This is a genomic window from Brucella sp. NBRC 12950 (assembly GCF_030268145.1).
Taxonomy (GTDB): Bacteria; Pseudomonadota; Alphaproteobacteria; order Rhizobiales; family Rhizobiaceae; genus Brucella.
The window spans coordinates 245,616-267,604 of record NZ_BSQC01000007.1; the positions used below are offsets into that span (position 1 = coordinate 245,616).

A 21,989-nucleotide genomic window follows, 5' to 3' on the forward strand; every position below is an offset into this window, starting at 1 on the left:
TCGCGATTGCCGCCCCTGTTAACAGGACAGGGGCGTTTGGTAGATTTTGCTCTCCAGATCAACAGTAAAATTTACTGATCAATCCAAGCACGATACCGCCGAATTAACCCCTCCGCACGTTTCACTGAACGTACAATGGATTGTTACTGCAGTTATCGTTGTTCGCTTCCCCACTACAAACTGGGCGGCTTCTTCGCTGTAATTCTTCGATAGCATTTTAAACTCCTTTTTCACAATCAATTTGCTTCACTCAAATATCGATAGCACTCAAATACAACCTGATCCGCGACGACGAGATGTGTCTATGCCTTGACCGTATACTGTTGCAGACTAAATGCCGTCGAACCAATAATATCGATTGGGGACCTCGATCGATATCCCTCAATTCGCTCAGCTAGAATGTGGGATTTCTGTTCGCGTACTACAATTGCTAGGGAAAACCGCCATAACCGAGATTTTCTTCCACTATAGGATGTGGTCGCCGATAAACACGCCGCTCACACCGTTCATAGCACCAACCATCTCAAAGTTTGTCAATCCGAAGTCCGTGCGTAACCCGCCTCGATTAATTTCATCACGCAGTTGATCAAGAACCGTTATCTCCTCACTCCAACCCATAAGTTTGGCGAGATAATAGTCGGCGCTCAGTCCATGACAAAGACATAAGGATTGATATCGGGTACCAATTCGATTTCTGACAATAGCCATGTCTTCATCAAAGCCGGTCTGAGACATAAATGGTCTAATCGATCTCCTCGAGAACCCGAAACCATTCGTTCCATGACACCACGATGAAGTCCGAATATTATCGTGGTCGAGATCGGGCCAACCTAGCTCGGTCCTTAGCGAAGTCTCGCGCAAGACATTGAATTCGATTAGTTTTCTTGCTTGCGGGTCCTCAAATGAAAAATGCGTCATGTAGTCGGCTAACGCAGAGGAAACACCCGCCGTGCCATGGGCATATCCAATAAGCGTATTTTCGCGGATCAAGTCTGGTGCTCGCCGCAGCAAAACGCGATAGGCCAGTTCGGCGATACGCTGAATAGCAGCGGAAATTGGATACTCGCTTAAAAGCGCGTGTAGGCGGATCAACATCTCCAGTGTACCTGCGACCCCAGATACGATATCCATCTGAAAATAACTCCGGTAATCGGTGGTTATCAAAGTGTAGCTAAGCTTCGAAAGCTCGGTCTCTAAAGTCTTCATAACAGGGATTAAGCTGTGTTTTTCAATTTCACAGAGTGCCCAAATTGTCCCTGCGGTACCGATGTAGGCTCCGAGTGATGCATATTGCAGAAATGTCAATTGCTGGCGGATCTGCTTTGATATCTGCTTTGCTAACGCCAAGAAGTCCGGTCGGCCGACGCGCCCGCCAATAACGTTGTAGGCTAACGCGATACCGGCTAGCCCATTGTAAAGGCAAATTTCACTGATGCCGGCCCTCACAGCCTTGTCTTCAAACGCATTGATTTGACGCCAGTATATAATATCGCGGTGCCGGCACATCTTCGCTTTAATCTGGTCCATCGCGTGGATTGAGCAGTCATTAAACCAAGTCTTGCTGGCCGTATATTCTGGCGTGGTCTCTTGTTTAGAGATGTTCGGAGTGTGCCCAGTTTTCATCCCGATGCGTACGTTGTATGCGGAAAAAGCGTATTCAATATCTTCGGCAAGCAGCTTCGCAACTTCGGTGTCGTCACGGTCTAATTGATGCTCAAATTTATACCTGGGTGAGTGGTGGAGAGGAATGTCGATGAGTGCGCCCTTGCCGTCACGGATATGACATCCATTAAATGATACCTCAAAATAAGGCACATCACCGTTTAATAAGTCTGTAATCTCTGAATGAAGTACTGTGTAGTCAAAATAATCCTCGCATAGGACATTTACGTCCCGTTGCATTGTGCTCTGATGCAGCGTGACCGGATGGCCAGAATTATATATAATTTTCAAATATTCTTCTGTTGCTCTGAATATCACGCGGACACTTGCATCTTGGAAAATCGCGCTTATTGCATCACAGAAAATTTTCTTATCTTGATAAATTACCTCTAAAGCTTCGTGGCATCCGTCGATAACTTCAGCTCGATATTCACGAAAATCAATTAGCTGACCATCCTCCCACACCTCAGCCTCATTCATTCCTGTAACAAATGGAGTCACTTCCATCCGAAGTGTACTCTTCCGCCGTTGCGGATTGAAAGTGGCTTTCAAATCCGTCATCGCTTGCGGCGAAGCACTTAGCGGGCTTGTTTCGACTTGATCTTCTACGGCATGAGTTGGCAACAGGAGCGAAGCATAGGAGTGATAATAACTGGGATTGTCCTTTTTTACCGTCGGTGTGCAGGAAAATAGCGTCTCCAGGTCAACGATGACCGGGTATTCTCCATGGGCAATAACGTTTTCCATGTGAAGATCCGTGGAACCAAACACTGAAGCGATCGCTAGGAGTGAACCGTAACGTCGGTAATAGTTATGGGCGCCACCCGGTGCACATTCAAAATGGCGGACAGCCTCGACCCACCCATAACTCCCTTTGTCGACGACCCTTGGAGCTTTATGGGTGATTGCGCTTCGTTTATTCCACCAATCGACAAATTGCCCATATCCAACATCAGTTTTTAAATTCCGAGGTTTATAATAGAGCGTTAAAATTTCACTTTGATCCAGTTTGTAAGCAATGCGAGCTCCGCATTGGAGACCGCGATGAAAATCACCTACAGGGGTTATCTTTCGAACCACGAGTTTTGAACAGTTTCCAACCAACTGACGGACGACTTCATGAAGATCAGTCTCGATGCGTCGCAGAAGGGTGATAAGATTCCTTCCGATAAGCGTGGATTGTGGTGGCCAAATGGCTTGAAGGCCCGGATACTTGGTGTAAAGCGCGTGGAGATTGTTTGGCTTCAAGAGATTTCGGCAAAAATAGTCAAAACGCTGTTCCTCTGTTGTCCCTTCGAGCACTTCTCGCTTATCTGCATGATTAAGCTCGAGGATTAGAATGCGCTCCCAAAACGTTCGAAGAACTGGCATGTACGATTCTTGGATCAAATCGTCCAACACGTCATCAGAGATAACAACTGGCGACGCCGACCTGATTTCAGCTATTCGATCGACGAGGATCCCTTGATATATAGTCGAAAAAGCTTGATTTGCGAATATTCGGCTGTTTGTTTTCACGAGAAGCGACCGGGGGTTTCTTCGAGAAATATCGAAATCATGGGATTGTGCTCATGAGCAGGTTATTCGCTAGGAGACAACACGTCGAAACGGAAAGATCTCAACGCTCTCGCTCAGGGAGAGTCAATAAAGCTACTTTCATAACCAATCAGTGACAACGGGCCAGGTCCCGAGGGTACACATCAGCAATCACTGTGCCATCCAGAAGTTTGTTTTTGGCTAGCTGAAGAAAATGGCCGTGAAAAGACTTTCGAATCGTCAGTGCTTGCAGAGCTGAGTGGCGTTTGGCGCGACTAGAATTGTGCAAAAGCCGGAAGTGTACTAACCACTTCTATTGCGGTCCCCACACAGACCGATTGCTACTGCGCCACTCAGGCAATGCGCTGCGTAAGCGGGCTATTGAAGGCAACCACTTTGCCCACAACTGGAACAGGCTGCGGTTCCGCAGCTATTGTCGCTACACAGCTCACTTGACCGTTTGAATGCAAGTTTTTCACCAACAACTGTGGATGCAAGTGATACGTCTAAAAATGAAGCAATCATTGTACTGGTTCCTTGTACAGCTCAAATTCTCCCGTTTTCCTCCTACGCGGGTAGGGGGAGACAAGCATCATTTTAGTGAATTTGGGCGACAGGATATATTCCTATAAATGTCTAGTAGAAATTGCGAAAAGACAATTTTGTACCGCCTGTGGACATGGGCCGGTGTCTCCTCCCGTTTACTGGTGTTCGGAACGATGTCTTTCCTCCTTTAAAATTCGATAACAGTCTGTAGGTTTCTTCTATCACTACGGTCATAGCGCAGGTTTTCCGCCGATCTCCTTTCAGTGAGGGTGCCAAGATGAAATGAATTTCTTTTTATTGGAGGGCTCACGCCATTGACCGCGCTAGCTGTGACGACATTCATTGCAACTTGATGTTTCTTCGTCCAAAGATCACAAAGGCCTGATATTATCTGATATTGTTCGCCGCAAACCCTAGAGTATCGTTCCCTATTTTAGGTAGTTGAAAAATAGAAAAATAAAACATAAGTTCCTACCCGTGATCACATATGTTCTTCAGGTTAAAATTTATTCTGAGGAATTTAATTTGCTATTTGGTATATCAAGATATTTTAATAATAAACTAGCAATCAATATTATTTTAGAAAATTATTAAGGAGAATCGTAATGACTAGGTCTATCTTTAGATTTATTTTGACTTCAGCATGCATTGCGGGTTTTACACAAGCATCATCGGCCTGTGTGTTTGGTGGAAAGGATCCCGTTTCCTGCATCGAAAAATGCTCCCAGTCACCAACGGAGATTGGCGTACCGACATGTATTGTGGGTTCGACAATGCATGGCGCTAACCGGTGACAGATCTTAGGGAACAACGCCGGACTTTAACTTCCGGCGACTGAAGCGATTGCGACGAGGCTACATATAATTCTTAGCCTCGTCGCAGTAACGAATGATCGAGGATTCATCGATCGAAGCTGTCGCAGCAACGCGAACAATCCAACTTTTGGTTTCGAAAAGCAGTAACAACGGTCGTTCAACAGGTGTTCTATGCGAATGTACTCGATTAGTCGACGATTAGATAGAAATGCCAGATCCAAGAGGCCAAGCACGAATATGTCAGGGGACATAACATTTAGAAAGCAGTGATGCCTTCACGCCGCACGTTGGAGGCCTAGAGTCATCGCAGTTTCAGAAAATTGCAGAGGCAGTTTGGAAGAGGCCCGCCCATTCTACAGATTTTTTAAGTCTTGAAGGTTTACTGGCATTTGCCGTCTGAAACGCAGATCGGTTATCTTACGTCTAGATTTTAGAGAGATGGATTTCAACAACTCCAGCGATTTTAGCTTTGGTTAAAATGAATACGAAATGATGAAGTCGTCAAATGATGCGTTAGAGGAATTCGCCAGCCGAGCCCAACCGGGAAATTACATTATGGGACGTTGAGTTCCACGTGGCGTTCGCAAGATATTAACTTTCAGGACATTCCGAGGCTCTCATATTTCGGGTTTTGGAGCAATAATTTCATGAATACTATTTCTAAGTCATTCAGCGTGGCACATGGCGCAGCCTTTATGGTCGGTAGCGGGGCAAGCTACGCGGGTGTTAATGTCATAACTCAATGGATGGTTACTCGCATCGGTATGTCTTCCGTAACGATCGCCTTGTTTCAGTATTCAATAGCCGCGATTATAACACTCCTATGTGTCGGGCCACCCACAATTTTGGGACTACGTACCCGGCATTTGGGATGGCATCTAATTCGCGTCTGTCTCGTGGTAACGAGTGTGCAACTATGGGTATATGCTTTGAATCGCATCCCGATTTGGCAAGCCATAGCTTTGTCTATGACTACACCGTTCTTTGTAATTTCCGCCGCGCGTTCTTTCCTTGGCGAGAAGGTCACTGCCCATCGGCTGGCTATGACCCTCTTGGGCTTCATCGGTGCACTGATTATAATTGCGCCTGGGTCAAAGCATTATAGCGCATATTCGCTCTTGCCGTTGGCAGTTGCAGCGCTTTGGGCTGGTTACTCAATAATCACCAAGCATCTGACGAAGTTCGAGAAACCTTCTGAGACCTCTCTATACATGCTCCTGCTTATAACGCCGTTTAACGGGGCCGTTTGGCTCATCGTCAACGGTGGACTGCCGACAAGTGCCGGCTACTCTACGGAAAGTTGGTTGCCAATACTCGCGCTGGGCTCGCTCACGGCTTTGGCGCAGTACCTTCAAGCGAGAGCTTACACCGTTGCAGACGTTGCCTTTCTTCAGCCGTTCGATGACCTTCGACTTCCAATTAACGTGCTTTTGGCCTGGCTTGTGTTCGCCGAAAGGCCAGCCAACGCATTCTGGCTAGGCGGTGCCCTTATCGCGGGAGCATCCTTTTTCCTTTTGCACCGAGAACGAGGTATCGGCAATTTGGAAAGAAATTGAACATTTGCAGCTTTCGATAATCCAAACTTATCAATTCTGTTCTATTCAATAATATATATAGCTTCTTCACTTGGCCGAAATTCAAAGAGTTCAGTGTAATATTAGTCAAGATCCCAATAATCATCGGGATTGAATTTGCCAGTCAATAATAGCAATAGATGAGAAGAGCGTTTAGCATCATACTGATAGTCTTTCTAGGAAGCTAAAGGGAAGCGCCATGATTGATACTGTATTTGGCTTTGCGAGGGCTTACTCGTATTGTTTCATTCCCCCGCAGATGTTTGACAAAGAAACCTATACCGAGGACGAGTTGGAGTATTTAACCTACCTTCATCCGTTTAGCTTTTGGTTTTAGGACGCTGTTGAGCTCCAGGCGCAGTAAATCCAATTCAGCGGGCCCGCTTAAGCGCCACGCCTCCATTTCTTTGTATTAGAAGTGCCCGTAAGGCGGCGGGCGACCGAGGAGCCAAGTCCTCGGTCTCACTTACGCACGCCCTCGAGAGTCGCGCTGAATATAGGTAATCAATACGCTTACCATATCCCAAGCTTACGAGCTTGCACCGACAGATGATCATGAAGAGTATGGATCTTTGCTTCGGAAAAATTAACAGGGGTGTTGTTCTTAATAATCGCTTTTGGTGGAGAGCCGAAACGCGAACTAAACGCCTTGGCAAACCGCGCCGCATCGAGAAAACCGGACCGGTAGGCGACCTCTTTGAGAGTGGCCGGCTTCGGGCCCGCATTGATAATTTCTCGATACGCTAGATCCAGACGTCTTTCACGAATGAGTTTGGCAACACCCCCATCGCTTTCAAATGAACGATAAAGATGCGAGCGCGATACCTTGAACTGGCTGACGATGAGAGATGGTCCAAGTAATGGATTCGTGAGGTTCTCATCGATGAAGTCCATAATACGCCGTCTCATCGTAAAGTTAATGGATCCAACTGTGTCATTGCCTATTCCCAAACCGAGCACAGCTGAACGCAGTAACAGCATTACGGCATCGTACGCATTCGTCGTTTCGGCGGCGTTTAGATCCGAGGACACATCATTGAGTGATTTAAGAAAACCCAAGAGAAGTCGAGTGTTTGGCACATTCGCTCTAAGCACCGTCCCATGAAGACTGCGGCCGCCAGACATTCGTTCCAACTCTTCTCTAGGCAAAACGACAGTAATTCTCGCACCTGCTGATGCGTTACTCTTTATAGTCTTTGCCAAATCAAGAATAACAATGTCACCGAACTCGGCGTTTACGTCGACTTCGCCGAAATTGCCAACCAAATTCCCTTCCATGATTACTTGAAGGATATACTGGTTCATTCCTCCTTGCGCTATAATCCTATGAGTACGCTGGTATCTCTGGGCATTGTGAGTTGTCGATCCAACAAGCATCCCCCCGACTGGATGGGAATGAAGCGTTCCCGAAAACCCTCCAATCACTTCCTCATTTGTCGAGGATAGATCGTAAATTGGCTTTACAGCATCGCGCCAAAAATCATCTCGATCTTGAACGTCGATCATCTCAGTCGATAAAAATAGGCCTCTCATCAGTGCTTCCCCCATATACACCGTATGCCCTAAAAATTTCCAAATCTTCTGAAAATATAGTCTCTAACAAAAATAATACTTCGAAACGAAATGAACAAAGCAAGTGATTGCTTTCTGTCGAAAGGCGACGGTATATATAATTAATGTGATAAACAAGCACAAGCAACAGAAATTCTTTTGTTAGAGATTGTTTGAAAGCATATATTGAATATACCGTCAGGTTGGAAATCATCGCGATGCTCAGCCGCTCAAAGTTCTAACTAGAACGCTATACGGTATAGATTTGGACTAAACGCTTCGAACATCGCCTTCCGTATGTGCAGTCCTTGTAGGTTGAGGTGGTGCAGTCATCATCGCTCCAGGCAAAAGTATTGGATAGTTGCATGCGTAGTTCTTTGGACCTGACCCAATCGCTTTAGGAGTGAGGGTCAACGAGCTTTTCTACCCTGTGTAGAAAACGACCGAGGGCACGAATGGCAGGTGAATTGTCTGGCGCGTAGCCACTATATACTAAATTTCACGGTACCCTGCACAGGTAGCTAAGTCTGGCGATAAAAAAATCTTGATGAACAATCAAAGACGCGAAAGCGGGTCGCTATTAGTTAGAGTTACGGATCTTTTCTGATTCACCTAAGATTTCACTAGGGCCACGTCGCCATTCTTTGGATTAACAAGGAACAATGAGTTGTACGGTATATTTAGCATAGTGAGCATTAGCCAGTGTTTTTGCGTCGCTTTGATTTGTACGCCGTTATCGGCTCTTTCCCAACCAAACACGACACATGTCTGCATGTTTGTGGACGACCAACCCAGCCACGCTCCCTATAACGCGGCCTCTACATATCGGGTACACCGAGGTGAACCGGCGTCTATAGGCGCGAGTGCTATCATGAATGTTCGGCTCAATGACGCCTATGGCCAACAAATATTCGTACAAGAATCCCAGACCGTTTATCACGCAGTCAACTTACAGCCAATTATCGACCGTGCAATCACGCTTTGGAATGGGCGTCTACGGCAATTCGACTTGCCGAGTCAACGCTTTCACATCCGTGGAATAGACATTCGACAACCGAATGAAGTGGAAATCATAGTCGATGCGCAGTCGGTTTCAGGGCAGGGGCCTGGGGCGGTTCTTGCACGTTCCGAACCCTTTGAAACTGGCACATTTCCTGGAATCCCCCATGGGCTAATCCGTTTTTATGGTAACTGGAGTTATTCTGATCGGTGGGAGGCTTTACGGGAGGCTTTCCCGCGATACGCATCCGATTCTGTTGTCGCCGAAGCCTTGGTCTATCTTGTTGTTCTTCACGAGTTGGGTCACATTATGGGGCTTGCTCATCCGGGTGAGGCTCCAGTCGGCCGCGACGTACCTGCGACCGGCTCAGGAATAATTCGTGTGCTGAATATGCCTTTCGCGTCGGACGGGCGTCCACAGATCATGCTGCCGGATAGTTTGGATTATTTTCGAGCGCTTCGTCGTTATCGCGGAACGCCTATCAGTTGGGAGGACATCGACATCACTCCGGCAGAAGCAGGAGCACTGGCGGACGTGATAAAAGGCCAATGTACAAGTACTGAAGCTGAGTCCACTATAAGCAGCTTCGAGACCCACAAGCTTGCGACCGATTCAACTGGATGCGGCAAATTGAAATACGTTCGGCGATTGATGTTCTATACAACATTGCCAAGTTTGTTCGGTATTTTTTCATCAACTCAGTAAGCACTGAATCACTCCAACACATTTTTCTCAAGGAATGGATCAAACCATGTCGAGCCTCCGATTTCTGTCTGGGACGACCCTTGTCCTATTCGCTCAAACGGCTGGTGCGACTCCAGCATATAATTGCGATGCGTCCTACCAGGCTATTGGAAGAGTTTCGGAGGTGCTGCTGGGTGTGGATGATAAGAACGATAAACGGATTTCCTTCACTTTCGTGAATGAAGCTACGAAACTTCCCACAACAATCTCTGTTCACAACAAGATTGATACAGCTGACGGACAAGCGGCTTATTCAATGCTTCTTACTGCATTTACCACGAGAAGTCGCGTTCAAATCGACCGTTGCACCAGCAAGGAGTTGACTGCCTTGCGTTTGTTTGATTCTTAAAAGGGAGCATGATCGATCTGAATTCCGACGAAGACCCTTAACGTATCTTTGGGTTTAGATGTAGTAACTCGGATCTCTCCATACGAGACGTGTTTGAGTAGACATCACGTCTGTCTTTAAATGCCGATATTTTTACGCGCCTTATGATTCAACATCCCAGAGCGCGCAACATATAATTCTTTGTCTATAAGGTCCCTAAGGCAGGCCTAACTTGGGGTGACTTGTTAATGCAAGATAATAATATTTTGAAGGGCTATACTGAATGTATTCTAATTTACGAGTGTTACCGTCTTCTCAGAACTGTGTTGGCGACCCTGATTTTAAACGCACGATAAGTGGCATTGGGTGCATTGGGAACCTTGTTGGTAAGCGGCTTCTTCACATGAAGAACGTAGCTCTTTTTAAGGCAGCGAAGCACCTTCCTGTAGAAGACCAGGGTCAAGAAGCGCATGTGACCGAGCAAGCTATAATCATCGCGTCTTCATTCGGTTTAGATACGGTGTCCGTTCGCAAATTTGTGAGTTTTCAAATGAAGGCAGCAAAGGCAGTGCAATATAGACACCGTGCGCAGTTGCTATTTTTTGACAGGATGCCGGATGCTCCAAAGTCCCTCGATAAGGAACGCGAGCGAATCGCAGCGATTGGTGAGGAATTGCTCAGGCTGCTGGCTACGCGCTTATTGTGTGGCATCAAGATCGAGGGTTCAGACCGTCAAAAGTTCATAGCCATGCTTGATGCACACGACCTGACTAAGGCAGAACGTGGTATGCTTTTCGACGCAGTTCAACGCGTCATACTTGCCTGACGGCTCCTACAGATCGTGTATTAAAACTCAAAATGACGATGAGATTCTCAAAGTTATGATAGCATATTTGTTTAAAAACGTCGGAGTTACGACATCTAAGCGGGGATTTCATCTGGTAGGAATTGCCATTGCTACAACCACGATTTTGATTGTACTGCTATCGCGTCCGGGATTTACAGATGTTACTTCCAAGTCTAGGCTCGACGTAATTCTTTCACGCGGCACATTGAAGGTCGGAACAACGGGGGATTACAAACCTTATAGCTTCAAAGACCTCAAAAGCGGAGCGTTCAAAGGGTTTGATATAGATCTAGCTTACGATCTCTCCAAAGCGCTCGGAGTTGAGGTGGAGTTCATAGAGACGAGCTGGCCGACGCTCGCGGAGGACCTTAAAAATGATCGTTTCGATATAGCGATGGGCGGGATATCGGTGACGCTCGAACGACAAAAGACAGGGCTTTTCTCCAAGCCTTACTTAAATGACGGCAAATCTCCAATTTCTCGCTGCGCAGAACGGCATCGATACGTCACAATTGAAGACATAGATCGAGCGAATGTAAAGGTCATCGTCAATCCTGGAGGAACGAATGAGAGATTCGTCGTAACTCATTTAAAACATGCGAAAATTCTGGTTTGGAAGGACAACACAACCATCTTTGACCAAATCGTCGAGGGAAAAGCTGATGTTATGATTACAGACGCTTCCGAAACAATGTATCAACAAAAACTTCATCCTGGAATACTTTGCGCAGTTAACCCAGACCGGCCATTTAACAACTTTGAAAAGGCCTACTGGGTTCAACGGGCGCCTTACCTCACGGCTTTTGTCGATCAATGGCTCCACCAATTGAAACGCAACGGAATTTTTGATGCGCTCTACCAGACTTGGTTCCGGTAAGTTGCCCCACATCCCAACGATCCCCGTTTGGCGCTTCGACTTAGAATCGTCGCAAAGTTTTATCGGGGCCTCGAGAGAGGGAAATCAGCTTTGGTGAATTGGTGACACAGGTGGTATTGATCAATTGTACTTCAGATTACCTGCCAACGCTATTCTTGGAAGGCATCGGCAGCGTTGGTTTAAAAAAGGTCATTGTTTTTGTGGCCCGCTCCTATCATCTTGAATGGACCTTTATCGGCGGGGACATGCACGTCGAAAAGAAATCTTGAACACTTGGAAACACTTACTCCAGGCAGTTCCGGACAAACTGAGGAATTTTTTGCCTCTCCGCCCATATAGCACTGACTTACAGAGGTTGTTCACGGATGCTTCAGATGCGTGCGTGTTCACAAATCCGAGAGGTTCTTCGCTGAGAGAGCCCATTTCGGTTCGCCGGTCAGAGTGCTCATCGGATTGGGTTGGCAACTTCGCTCGCACGCCTCGTTAACTTTGAGAAGGTAGCATTGCCAAATTGCTACCATTCCAACATTCTCATGGAAATCTACGGCTCGGAAGAGAAAGCAGATTAAGCATTTGAGTCCTTTGCTCTAGAGCGCGGTTCTCCGGTCAAATCCGCTCCATTCCTTTGGCGAGGCCCATGCATAAGGGGACGGATAGGGGATCTCGACGCCTAAATCATGGGCGGCATGCCAGCCCCAACGTGGGTTATCCAGAAATCCACGCCCTATAGCAACTTGATCGGCCGATCCCGCAGCAATGATTTCGTTCGCTTGTTTTGGCGAGGTAATCATCCCAACCGCGCGGGTGATTAATCCAGTCTCATTTTTTATGGCACTCGCTAGTGATGCGTGCGAGGCTTCCGGATTGATATTAGTAGGGCAGTCAACTGGTATTCCACCCGATGTGACGCATGCGTAGTCAATACCTATGTCTTCTAATTGCCTTGCAAGTGTGACCGCGTCCCGAAGTGTCAAACCGTCTTCACTCCAATCACTGCCCGTAATGCGCGCGCCGACTGCGATATCATCACTGATTTGTCGAACTGATCGTGCAATTCGCAAAGGGAACGCCATCCTGCGTATATTGTCACCACCCCACATGTCTTGGCGGGTATTTGAAAGCGGTGAATGGAACTGGTGAAGCAGATAACCATGGGCAATATGGATTTCTAGAACCTTGATGCCCAGACGTTTGGCCCGAATGGCTGCTTGTTGGAAATCCTCAGCAATCTTATCAAGCTCGTCTTCGCTGGCGGCATACGGAAGCTGCCAACCGGCCCGATGTGCGATTGTCGATGGTGCAATCGTCCTCCACGCATCGGAGCCCGTTAAGCTACCTCCAGGTGTCTCCCAAGGACGATGAGCGGAGCCTTTTCGTCCAGCGTGCGATAGCTGGATTCCAAACTGAGTTCCAGGCAGGGCGATACGACGGGCCTGACATAGAATTTCACCAAGCGCATCCTCATTGGCATCGGAATACAATCCGAGGCAGCCATGCGTTATGCGTGCTTCACGGGAAACGGCGGTGGCTTCGATCATGATCAGACCGGCACCGGACATCGCGAGCGACATGAGATGTTGCGTATGCCAAGCTGAAGCACAACCATCATTGGCCATATACTGACACATGGGCGCAACAGCTATACGATTGGGGACTTTAATATTCCCCAACTGTAGCGGTTCAAACAGGATGGGATCTCTCATTTTGGGTCGTTATGCTCCAAGCCGCATAGCGACTTTTCCAGTTTCGTTGCCGGACCAGAAAGTCTATTTATTTCCGACTTGGCAACCCAATTCACGTTCATATCCGTGAATCAAACCTCCCCAACCTGTTGCGTCCCCTAAAACTCTGGTCTCGTCGTGTCCTTACTGGCGTGATAGGGATGCTGTCGCCGGCAATGAACGGCTATGTTTCGCTCGCCTATGAGAGAACGCGCTCACCGGCTTTACCCTCGAAGGCACCGTCAGCGGTTGCTAGAAAAGCGGCAGCGTTCAGATAACGCTCTCCACTATCGGGCAACACTGCAACAATTGTTTTGCCAGCAAAACTCGGGCGTCGTGCAATTTCCGTCGCGGCATAAAGCGTTGCACCCGCAGATGTCCCTGCGAGAAGGCCTTCTTCGCGGGCCAATGCTCTAGCCGTAATTGCTGCAAGTTCGGGGCTTAGTGCTATGATTTCATCGACGATATCTCTGTCGAAGTTTCGCGGTAGCTGCTGCGGCTCTGCTTCGGTTACATTGTGTACACCATCGATTTCAGGCGGATTGGGGTTTTCTTCACTTGGCAAAGTCGAGACGTGAGGTTCAGAGATTGCAAGCCAAATGTCAGGGTTCTTTTCGCGCAGAAAGCGACCCGTGCCCGAAATGGTACCTCCGGTGCCTACACCTGCAACAAAAGCATCAACGACACCGTCGGTATCGCGCCAGATCTCCGGACCAGTGCTGTTGTAATGCGTTCTAGGATTGATTGGATTGGCAAGCTGATCTGTGAAATAGGCGTCCGGGTTCTCACTCCTGATGAGTGCAGTAACATTTTCAAGTGCGTCTGCGTCGAGAAAATACGAGTTGGGAATGCGAACAATTTCAGCGCCGTAGTGTTCGAGCAAGCGGAACTTGTCTGGGCTGATGTTGTCGCTCGCGTAAAACTTGGCTTTGTAACCCTGCGCTGCCGCTACCGCTGCAATGCCGATCCCTGTATTACCACTCGTTACGTCAACAATTGTTCCACCCGGCTTGAGTAGATTGCGCTCCTGTCCATCGCGAACGAGTGCCCAGGCAATACGATCTTTCACGCTTCCGGCCGGATTTAGATACTCAACCTTCACGAGGATACGCGCAGTTAATCCACGATTTTTACGATACCGATGTAACTCGAGTAACGGAGTGTTACCGATTAGATCTGTGATGTTATTACTGATTTGTGCCATCGCGGTTCCGACCTTCCCGTCCTGCGCTTGATTGAACGAGAACGATTGTAACGTTGCGATGCGGCGGCAAAAAACTATAGGATAATATTATTACGGTGTAATGGGGTATGAGTGGTCAAATTGCTTCAAACAAATAGAAATTTTGTGCAAAGCGTTTGAAAACAAAGTCAACGACAGTTGATAGGGTGTATTTAGCTCCAGCAATCAATCGTTGCTATCCGTTGAACCGCAAAGTTCTAAGCTTCGTGACATGCACGCGTGTATTGCCTCATTTCGCTCGAAAAGCCACAAACTAATCCACCCTAAACGCTGTTACTAAGGGACACTCCCATGTCGAAGGCGAGATTGTTAAAGCACGGCATGAAGAGATGTGTATGTATAGGATGGTTTTGTGATGAGACTAATCAACTGTTAGTCGAGAAAGGCTATGAGCGCGCCGACCCTGGCCTGTAATATCTTCGCAGAACCGATCCACTATTTCTTATCGACAGCCTTTTACGAAGAATGTTCATACGGGACCAAATGAAAGGGATCTGGGACGAGCGCGTAAACAGACAAAGTGTCCGCCCCGCCAATTGCTCGGAAATTTCAGGCAGCGGGGATTAAGTGTTCAAAATTGGTCGCTAGCGCATGTTGATTTACAGCCTTAACAGCGGCGCAATGCAGCGTTTTGAAAATTAGCTTATCCATGTCATCAACTTCGGTCTGATCGAACTGATCGACCATTCCCATCAGCGCTGCCTCAACGATTGCCGCCTTTAAGCGCTTGTTTGGTGTGTAATTCCCTGCCATTTGGTAGAGCAATTGCCACAGTTCCGATGACATGCATGCACGCGACAAAGAAGGGAGAATCATAGTACTCCTCCTAGCTAGCAGGCAAGAGCACATCTCAACCCTTAGCCGCCACCGCCTACAAATTCGGATGATGACGATTTTATAAGCATACTCTTATAAACAAAGGTGTCAAATAGCGCTTAATCGTTCGAAATGTGTTCCGGCGCCGCTCTTGGATTGTTACTCCGTTGCGCAATCCATGCAGATGTGCCGTAGGCATGCTCCTACGATATGCATTAACGGTCATATCTGCATAACCTATTAAGTCGTCTGAACTGCGATAATTAGAAACTGCAGGTCGCATTTGATGTCTTTGCCTTCCATTATCTATAGATAATCAGAACGTTTATTGATTGAAACAAGAATGAAAAGGAGAACGTCTTTCCTTCTAGCCATATTGCTTTGATCAGTTTACTCTCCTTCTTGTTGCGCCGCGTTTTGGTGAGGGCGTAGCATCTCATTAAATCTTTTGGGCACTGACAGAGAGGTTGATCATTGATGAAATCATGGGGCGAACGTCTTATTGGAGGACTGAAGAGGTGGCGCTCGCAAAGAAGCGAATCCTCTGTAGATGAACAACCCGATCGTCAGAAAGGGTCTGACGAAAATCGCGAAACAACCGATCGTGATACGCAGGAGATAATTGCGAACAATTTCAAAGGCGAAAATGTTGATATAGTTCGTCAGGTAACACTTGAAACCCCTGATGAGGAAGCGAATGCAGACGAACCAAAGGCCCTTCGGCCATCAGTGCACTCGGTGATGAAGAAAGAGGAAACGACAAAAGAGCCTTCCTCCTTTGCTTCCAAAGCGCGAAAAATGTCACCTCGAGTGAGGCCACCGGAGACGAAAGCCGCACAAGAGGAGCAGCAAATAGTCTCTTTGGAGGAAAAGCGCACGTCAACGAGCGCGATCCCAGATAAGCAAAGGATGATCACGGAGAGTATCTCTTCAATGGATCACAGCTCCCCAGATTCAGAACTTGCGACGGAAACAGCACAAGGAACTCACGAAGCAGTTGTTGCCGCGTCAACGGTGGCTGCGAGCGAGAATGCAATTGTCGCTCTTGCCACAGACAAGCAGCTGCTTGAAAAAAGGTCAATCTCCGATAAGGCAAATAGCAAGGACGACGCGAACCAACAGACAAAATCGTCGTCTCCACTTGAAGTCGAGTCAAAGCGACACGAGTCCCGAGCCAAGAAATCCGAGGACGGTTCGGTGACAGATGCTGAGCTGGCAGAACTGGAAGCAGAGAATGCGCGGCTTAAATTACTGATATTGGAAAAGTCGAAAAGAGAAGCGAACAGCTCTTAAAGGTTCTTCCACGATCACGACTTCAGGTGACAATTCTTCGGTGGCTCTGTCCTGCATTACACGATTGAAGACACATTGCTACGAATGAGCCTGGCGTTTTCAAAAAGCCCGGCCAACAGTTCTGGTTCAAATGGAAAACAAAGGCAGTCGCGAGCAGCTCAACGGGTCAATGTCGCGGATCCAGACCGGCTTGGACGTGCCTCGTGCGTTGACCGCAGTCTATACCTGTCCCCAGGATATGTGAACCGACTGCGCGTTACTGCGATACCATCCCGCCAGGTTTGCCGGTCGACTAGCAGACATGGCTGACTTGAGTCGATTTGCAGGTTTTCGCGTGTTTCATCGTCCGCGCGTATTGCGCGTATCGTGTTTTCGACCGTTGTGACGATTGTATTACGGAGCAGCCATGCATTTGGGGTTGTGACTGTAAAGTCCTGCTGAAGGTAATCTGGCGCTTCGATCGCATTCACGTAGCGCTCCTCGATTTGAATGGGTGTTCCATCTTCGAAATGCAGAAGCTTACTGTAAAATACCGGGCTATCGGATCCAGCCTGCAGCATACTACGTCTTGGATGGTCAGCGCCTAGCATTTCGTGCTGTAGGATGCGGCTACTGTGCGCGCCACCTGATAAAATCACATCCTCGGATGCATCAGGGAGATTGAATATTGCGCACTGCATGCGCGGCCCGATTACGAAGGTGCCGCGTCCTTGAATGCGCAGCAATACGCCGTCGGCCTGCAATTCTCGTAAGGCCCTTCGAACGGTTAGGGGAGAGGCACCAAAAGTGCCTGCCAGATCATCCTCGGATGGCACCTGGAAGTTGGCGGGCCACTCCGCGGATTCTATCTTCCTGTCGATGGCTGTTTTAATCTGGACATAAAGGGGCTGGTCAGAATTGCTCATATCTTTACGCATAATGATGTTATTATCTCATTATAATCACATTATAACCGTAGCCGGGTCAAGCCAACTTTGGCGATTTGTAAGTTTTGATGGTGGATATGCGAAGTAGTCGCCCAATCCGCATATGCTGATGATTATAAGGCGTTATGTAGCGGCAAGTGATGCAGTTATCTCAATTTCCACCTTGGCGCCGTCCACGGGGATCTCGCAGATCAGAAATGTGCTAGTCGGGCAAATATTGGCGAATAATTCCCCCAGAACTGGCGTCACCTCGGCCGCTGAGGTCCGGTCGCTCACATAAACACGGCTTGCGACAGCGTTTTGCAAGCTGGCACCTAAATTGCGCAGAACCTCATCGATATCCGCCAAGGCATTGCGCGCTTGTTCCCCGGCGTTTGTTGGGAATTGACCTGTGGATTTGTTTCGTCCGGTGGTGCCCGAAATATAGACCGTAGTGCCATCAATTACGGCCTTAGCATAACCCGCAATCTTTTCCGAAGCTGCTCCCGTGAAAATTCGCTCTACCAATGTCACTCTTCCTCTTTTGTTATCTTTATAGCCATAGATTTTCGAGATCATCTCGCGGCTTGCCGCTGAAATCTGGCGGGTGACAAAGCTCTGATGTCAGCGCTTACAGCCCTGCCAGTCGCGAGTTCTGCGAGCACTTTACCGACCATCGGACCTAGGCCGAAACCATGCCCGCTGAATCCAGTTGCAACAAGAAGTCCTTCGAGGCCGGGTAGGGGGCCGAGCACGGGAATGACATCTGGCAAGGTATCGATGATCCCGCCCCATACCGCTTCAATTTCGAGCGAGGCCACTTCTGGCATGAATGCACGCAACTCGCTTTGTGCCTGCTCAACACGTTGCCTGTCAGGCGCGGCGTTCTCAGAACCCGGCACTATATCGGCGATCGTCGGTGGGGATTTTATTCGCCTCATTTTATCGAGCAGATGAAGGTAGTTAATCTTCGCTGCGTCCGGATTGCTGCGCATTGTTTGTCGATAATGACGAAGATAACGCCATGAATCGAGGCGCAGATCGTACTCCCCGCCTGCGACGGAAAACACAAAAGCCCCCCGCACGTCTTGTCTAATTCCGGTGAGTGGTAGAGAAACGCAAGGATCCATCGATAGCTGGGGCGCAGCAACAGTTCGGCAAACTGTGGCACGGATACGTTCCTGAGGTAGGTCAAATCCGACCGCACGCAACAGTTTTCCGCTCCCAGTTCCGGCACAGCAGACAACGCATTGTGACCGATAAAGGTGCCTATCAACCCAGACCCCACCTATTCTTCCGGCCGCAATTTCGAGCTTTGTCACCTTGCTGCCAAAGATCGCAGCAACGCCTATTTCAAGAGCAGCTTCAAAAATAGCTCTGGTTGCCCGGCCGGGTTCGGCCCTGCCGTCAGTCGCCGTAAACATTGCGCCACGGATCTCGGTGCCTTCCCTCAGTAGCGGAATTTTCTGATGAATCTGCTTCGGGCTCAGCAACAATGTGTCTAGCCCGTATTCTCGTGCACGGTTCTGCCAATTCTGCTGGTGTTCAATATCCGTGTCATTGACTGCGAGCGCGACATTACCGCCACAGAACCAGCCAACACAGCGTCCGATATCCTTCTCTAAGCCCTGCCACAATTGGCGTGCGCCCATAGCCAGAGGCAATTCTCGGAAATCGCGCCCCTGTTGTCTTACAAAACCAAGATTGCGTCCCGATTGGCGGGAGCCTGGTACGTCATGCTCGATAATCAAAACGCGCAACCCGAGGCGCGATGCATAAAGAGCAGTAGAACAACCGACGATGCCGCCGCCAACGACGATCAAATCCCAGTCTCTTGTGCTCTTCAGATTGTGTCCATTCAACATTCAATGAACCTTTGAAAGGAAGGAGCGGGTTCTTGCAAAAGCAGCATTGCTCAGAATCTCGCTCGGCGACCCGCATTCAACAATGCGGCCCGCCTGCATGAAGGCAATCCGGTTACAGACTTCGCGGGCAAATGACATTTCATGAGTGACTACCATCATTGTCAGCCCCTCCTGCGCGAGTGAACGAATGACGTCGAGAACCTCTCCAACAAGTTCCGGATCGAGTGCACTGGTCGGCTCGTCAAACAACAGCACTTTTGGTTTCATGGCAAGTGCCCGCGCAATCGCTACGCGCTGCTGCTGGCCGCCCGATAGCATGCGAGGATAGTTATGCATTTTATCCGCAAGTCCGACCCGCTCAAGCAGGACCTTCGCCTGCGCTTCTGCATCTTTACGTGCGACGCCGAGGACATGCACCGGCGCTTCCATGATGTTTTCAAGGGCAGTCTTGTGGCCGAATAGGTTAAAGTTCTGGAATACCATACCGATCCGGGCGCGTTGCCGAGCAATCAACTTTTCTGGCAGTTCGTGTGCAAAATTCCCGATACGTCGGTAACCGATCAGCTCACCTCCAACGGTAATGCTTCCCTTCTCGATTGTTTCAAGATGGTTCACACAGCGTAGAAGTGTTGATTTCCCAGAGCCCGAAGGGCCAATCAGACTGATTACTTCACCTGCTCCCACCTCGAGGCTGATTTCTTCCAATACAGTCAGGCTTCCGTATTTTTTCGAGACACGGTCAAAAACAATCATCGGATCGAACATTTTCATCGGACCTTCTGGCGAAACAAGCGTCTGGATGGTTTGGTGGTCGTGAGCTTACCCGAACGACCAAAATGGCGTTCAATGCGCGTCTGGACCGAACTCAGGATAGTTGTTGCCGCAAGGTACCAGATACAGGCGACGATCAGCAGTGGAATGGTTTGGAAGTTTCGGGAATAAATGGTCTGCGCGGAATAGAGAAGGTCGGCAAGCGAGATCACACTGACCAGTGATGATGTCTTGAGCATGCCGATCGTCTGATTGCCGGTGGGTGGAATGATAACAGGCATTGCCTGTGGCAGTACAATGCGCCACATCGATTTGCCGTTTGTCATACCAAGGGATTTCGCTGCTTGGCGCTGCCCCGGGTCGACCGCCATCAGCCCGCTTCGGATTATTTCTGACATATAGGCACCTTCGTTCAGCCCCAGCCCAAGAACTGCCGCCGTAATCGGTGATATCAGCGTATTAGTGGGAACAGAAATCCAAAAGGATGTGAACGGGACGCCAATCGATAGCTGCGGGAACAACGCGCCCAGATTATACCAGAAAATGAGCTGAACGAGTACGGGGGTGCCGCGAAAGAACCAAATATAAGCTTTTGCGATTGTTGAAATAACCGGATTTCCCGACAGCGTCATAATGGCAAACACTGTGCCCAACACCACACCAATTATCATAGTGACGGCTGTTAGCCATAAAGTTAGGGAAAGCCCCCAAAGGATGCGTTGGTCAAACAGATATTCCCAGACCACCTCCCATCCAAAATTCGGATTGGCTGCAATCATGGTTGTACAATAAACAACCAGTATCATAAGCAAAGTTGCAGCGAGACGTGTCTTCCAGGCACTTGCTTTGACATAGGTAAGCATTTCCCGTTGAGGGAAGGGGAGCTGGGAAGGGATTCGGTTGTCGGACATTGGCGCAGTCTCTCACAAAAGCAGTGGGGAGCAGCCGGTGCCTAACACACCGGCTGCCGTCATCATTTTGCGCCAGGTATCGTGGCGAGATTGATACCGGGTTCGTGATCCATTGCCATAGGAGAAACAGTCCACTTGGCGTAGATCTTCTCGTAATCTCCATTGGCCCGCACCTCATTCAACGCACGAAGCAAGGCTTCACCGAGATCACCTTCGTCCTTCCGGAACGCAATGCCACTTGGCATTCTTGGTAAAATAGGCATAGCAATGACCTTGACGGGGTGCGGTGCTGCTTTGGAGATTTCCCCCGCAAGGGCCGCAGATGTCAGTACAAAGTCGCTGCGACCGGAGTAAAGCGACAGCAGGGTTCCTTCTGAAGTTCCAAACTCGGAAACAGTTGGCTTTTCTTTGCCAGCCTCAACACACGCATCGCCAAGTTCTTTGGTGATCATGCCGACCCATTCCGTGCCGCTTTGCGCCGATCCTTTCAGGCCACAAAGACCAAGATGATCGCTAACGCCTGCGCCATTTTGCTCAAGAACATATGCCGAAGATGTCGTATACCCATAATCGACGAAACTTACGACCTTCTGTCGCTCGGCATTGTCAGTGATGCCTTCCATCGCGATATCCCAACGTCCAGACTGCACACCGGGGATGAGAGAGTCGAATGCGACCGAGGTAACATCCATCTTAACCTTGAGGCGATCGGCAATTGCATTCCACAAATCGACTTCGAAGCCGACGATTTCACCCGCATCATTCACAGACTGAAATGGAGGATATTTAGCGTCAGTGACAAGCTTGAGAACGCCCGCATCCTTATACTTCTGAGGCAGGATTTCTGAGGCAGTCTGCGCGTGGACCGGGCCTGTCATTACAAGGAGTCCAGTGGCGACAATCGCCGCTGCCATCCGTTGAGTTAATCTGCTTTCAATATTCATTTTAAGGTTCCCATTTATTGGCCTTGATTATTAGTGAGCC

Annotated in this window: 16 protein-coding genes; 5 read left to right on the top strand and 11 right to left on the bottom strand. The window is 48.6% G+C overall.

From position 1 onward, the window contains the following. Nucleotides 1–465: 465 nt before the first annotated feature. A complete protein-coding gene (gene lanM / locus QSJ70_RS13965) occupies nucleotides 466–3,180 on the bottom strand; it encodes a type 2 lanthipeptide synthetase LanM (RefSeq protein WP_285537207.1) in 2,715 nt (904 codons plus the stop codon). A 2,074-nt stretch (nucleotides 3,181–5,254) separates the two neighbouring features. On the opposite strand from lanM, the gene QSJ70_RS13970 reads away from it, so the two are divergent. Continuing rightward, nucleotides 5,255–6,115 (top strand): DMT family transporter, encoded by an 861-nt coding sequence (locus QSJ70_RS13970; protein WP_215780550.1) that lies wholly within the window; start codon nucleotides 5,255–5,257, stop codon nucleotides 6,113–6,115. A gap of 531 nt (nucleotides 6,116–6,646) precedes the next feature. On the opposite strand, the gene QSJ70_RS13975 is transcribed toward QSJ70_RS13970, so the two are convergent. Continuing rightward, nucleotides 6,647–7,666: a helix-turn-helix domain-containing protein gene (locus QSJ70_RS13975; RefSeq protein ID WP_285537209.1), complete on the bottom strand. Its 1,020-nt coding sequence runs from the start codon at nucleotides 7,664–7,666 to the stop codon at nucleotides 6,647–6,649. 889 nt (nucleotides 7,667–8,555) lie between these two features. Here QSJ70_RS13975 and QSJ70_RS13980 point away from each other — a divergent pair. The 3 genes from QSJ70_RS13980 (at nucleotide 8,556) to QSJ70_RS13990 (ending at nucleotide 11,480) form a co-directional block, all read left to right on the top strand. After that, the gene (locus QSJ70_RS13980) at nucleotides 8,556–9,389 is read left to right on the top strand and encodes a zinc metalloprotease (RefSeq protein WP_285537211.1); all 834 of its coding nucleotides are present in this window, start codon (nucleotides 8,556–8,558) and stop codon (nucleotides 9,387–9,389) included. A gap of 650 nt (nucleotides 9,390–10,039) precedes the next feature. Further along, a complete protein-coding gene (locus QSJ70_RS13985) occupies nucleotides 10,040–10,582 on the top strand; it encodes a chorismate mutase (protein WP_352231005.1) in 543 nt (180 codons plus the stop codon). 67 nt (nucleotides 10,583–10,649) lie between these two features. Beyond that, entirely contained in the window at nucleotides 10,650–11,480 is an 831-nt protein-coding gene (locus tag QSJ70_RS13990; RefSeq protein WP_285537214.1) for a transporter substrate-binding domain-containing protein, read from the top strand. 587 nt (nucleotides 11,481–12,067) lie between these two features. Here the strand turns inward: QSJ70_RS13990 and QSJ70_RS13995 are convergent. The 3 genes from QSJ70_RS13995 to QSJ70_RS14005 form a co-directional block, all read right to left on the bottom strand. Continuing rightward, entirely contained in the window at nucleotides 12,068–13,183 is a 1,116-nt protein-coding gene (locus tag QSJ70_RS13995) for an oxidoreductase (protein WP_285537215.1), read from the bottom strand. A gap of 217 nt (nucleotides 13,184–13,400) precedes the next feature. Further along, entirely contained in the window at nucleotides 13,401–14,405 is a 1,005-nt protein-coding gene (locus tag QSJ70_RS14000) for a PLP-dependent cysteine synthase family protein (protein ID WP_285537216.1), read from the bottom strand. A gap of 588 nt (nucleotides 14,406–14,993) precedes the next feature. Next, nucleotides 14,994–15,260 carry a hypothetical protein gene (locus QSJ70_RS14005; RefSeq protein ID WP_215780452.1) on the bottom strand — a complete coding sequence of 89 codons (267 nt, stop codon included), beginning with the start codon at nucleotides 15,258–15,260 and terminating at the stop codon, nucleotides 14,994–14,996. Between the two features lie 477 nt (nucleotides 15,261–15,737). On the opposite strand from QSJ70_RS14005, the gene QSJ70_RS14010 reads away from it, so the two are divergent. Next, nucleotides 15,738–16,553 (top strand): hypothetical protein, encoded by an 816-nt coding sequence (locus QSJ70_RS14010; protein ID WP_285537219.1) that lies wholly within the window; start codon nucleotides 15,738–15,740, stop codon nucleotides 16,551–16,553. A gap of 158 nt (nucleotides 16,554–16,711) precedes the next feature. Here the strand turns inward: QSJ70_RS14010 and hutC are convergent, their stop codons facing one another. From hutC to QSJ70_RS14040, 6 genes are all read right to left on the bottom strand, one after another. Beyond that, nucleotides 16,712–17,458, bottom strand: a complete 747-nt coding sequence (hutC, locus tag QSJ70_RS14015) for a histidine utilization transcriptional repressor HutC (RefSeq protein WP_215780454.1) — start codon at nucleotides 17,456–17,458, stop codon at nucleotides 16,712–16,714. A gap of 144 nt (nucleotides 17,459–17,602) precedes the next feature. Continuing rightward, nucleotides 17,603–18,037, bottom strand: coding sequence for a Rid family hydrolase (locus QSJ70_RS14020; RefSeq protein WP_252349219.1), 435 nt, complete (start codon nucleotides 18,035–18,037; stop codon nucleotides 17,603–17,605). Continuing rightward, on the bottom strand, nucleotides 18,034–19,323 hold the full coding sequence (locus tag QSJ70_RS14025; RefSeq protein ID WP_285537225.1) for an NAD(P)/FAD-dependent oxidoreductase: 1,290 nt from the start codon (nucleotides 19,321–19,323) through the stop codon (nucleotides 18,034–18,036). The genes QSJ70_RS14020 and QSJ70_RS14025 overlap by 4 nt, the downstream gene beginning before the upstream one ends. Further along, the gene (locus QSJ70_RS14030) at nucleotides 19,324–20,088 is read right to left on the bottom strand and encodes an amino acid ABC transporter ATP-binding protein (protein ID WP_276572351.1); all 765 of its coding nucleotides are present in this window, start codon (nucleotides 20,086–20,088) and stop codon (nucleotides 19,324–19,326) included. Nucleotides 20,089–20,090: 2 nt separating this feature from the next. Continuing rightward, nucleotides 20,091–20,957 (bottom strand): amino acid ABC transporter permease, encoded by an 867-nt coding sequence (locus QSJ70_RS14035; RefSeq protein ID WP_285537288.1) that lies wholly within the window; start codon nucleotides 20,955–20,957, stop codon nucleotides 20,091–20,093. Between the two features lie 110 nt (nucleotides 20,958–21,067). Next, a complete protein-coding gene (locus QSJ70_RS14040) occupies nucleotides 21,068–21,949 on the bottom strand; it encodes an ABC transporter substrate-binding protein (RefSeq protein ID WP_285537227.1) in 882 nt (293 codons plus the stop codon). Between the last annotated feature and the right edge of the window lie 40 nt (nucleotides 21,950–21,989).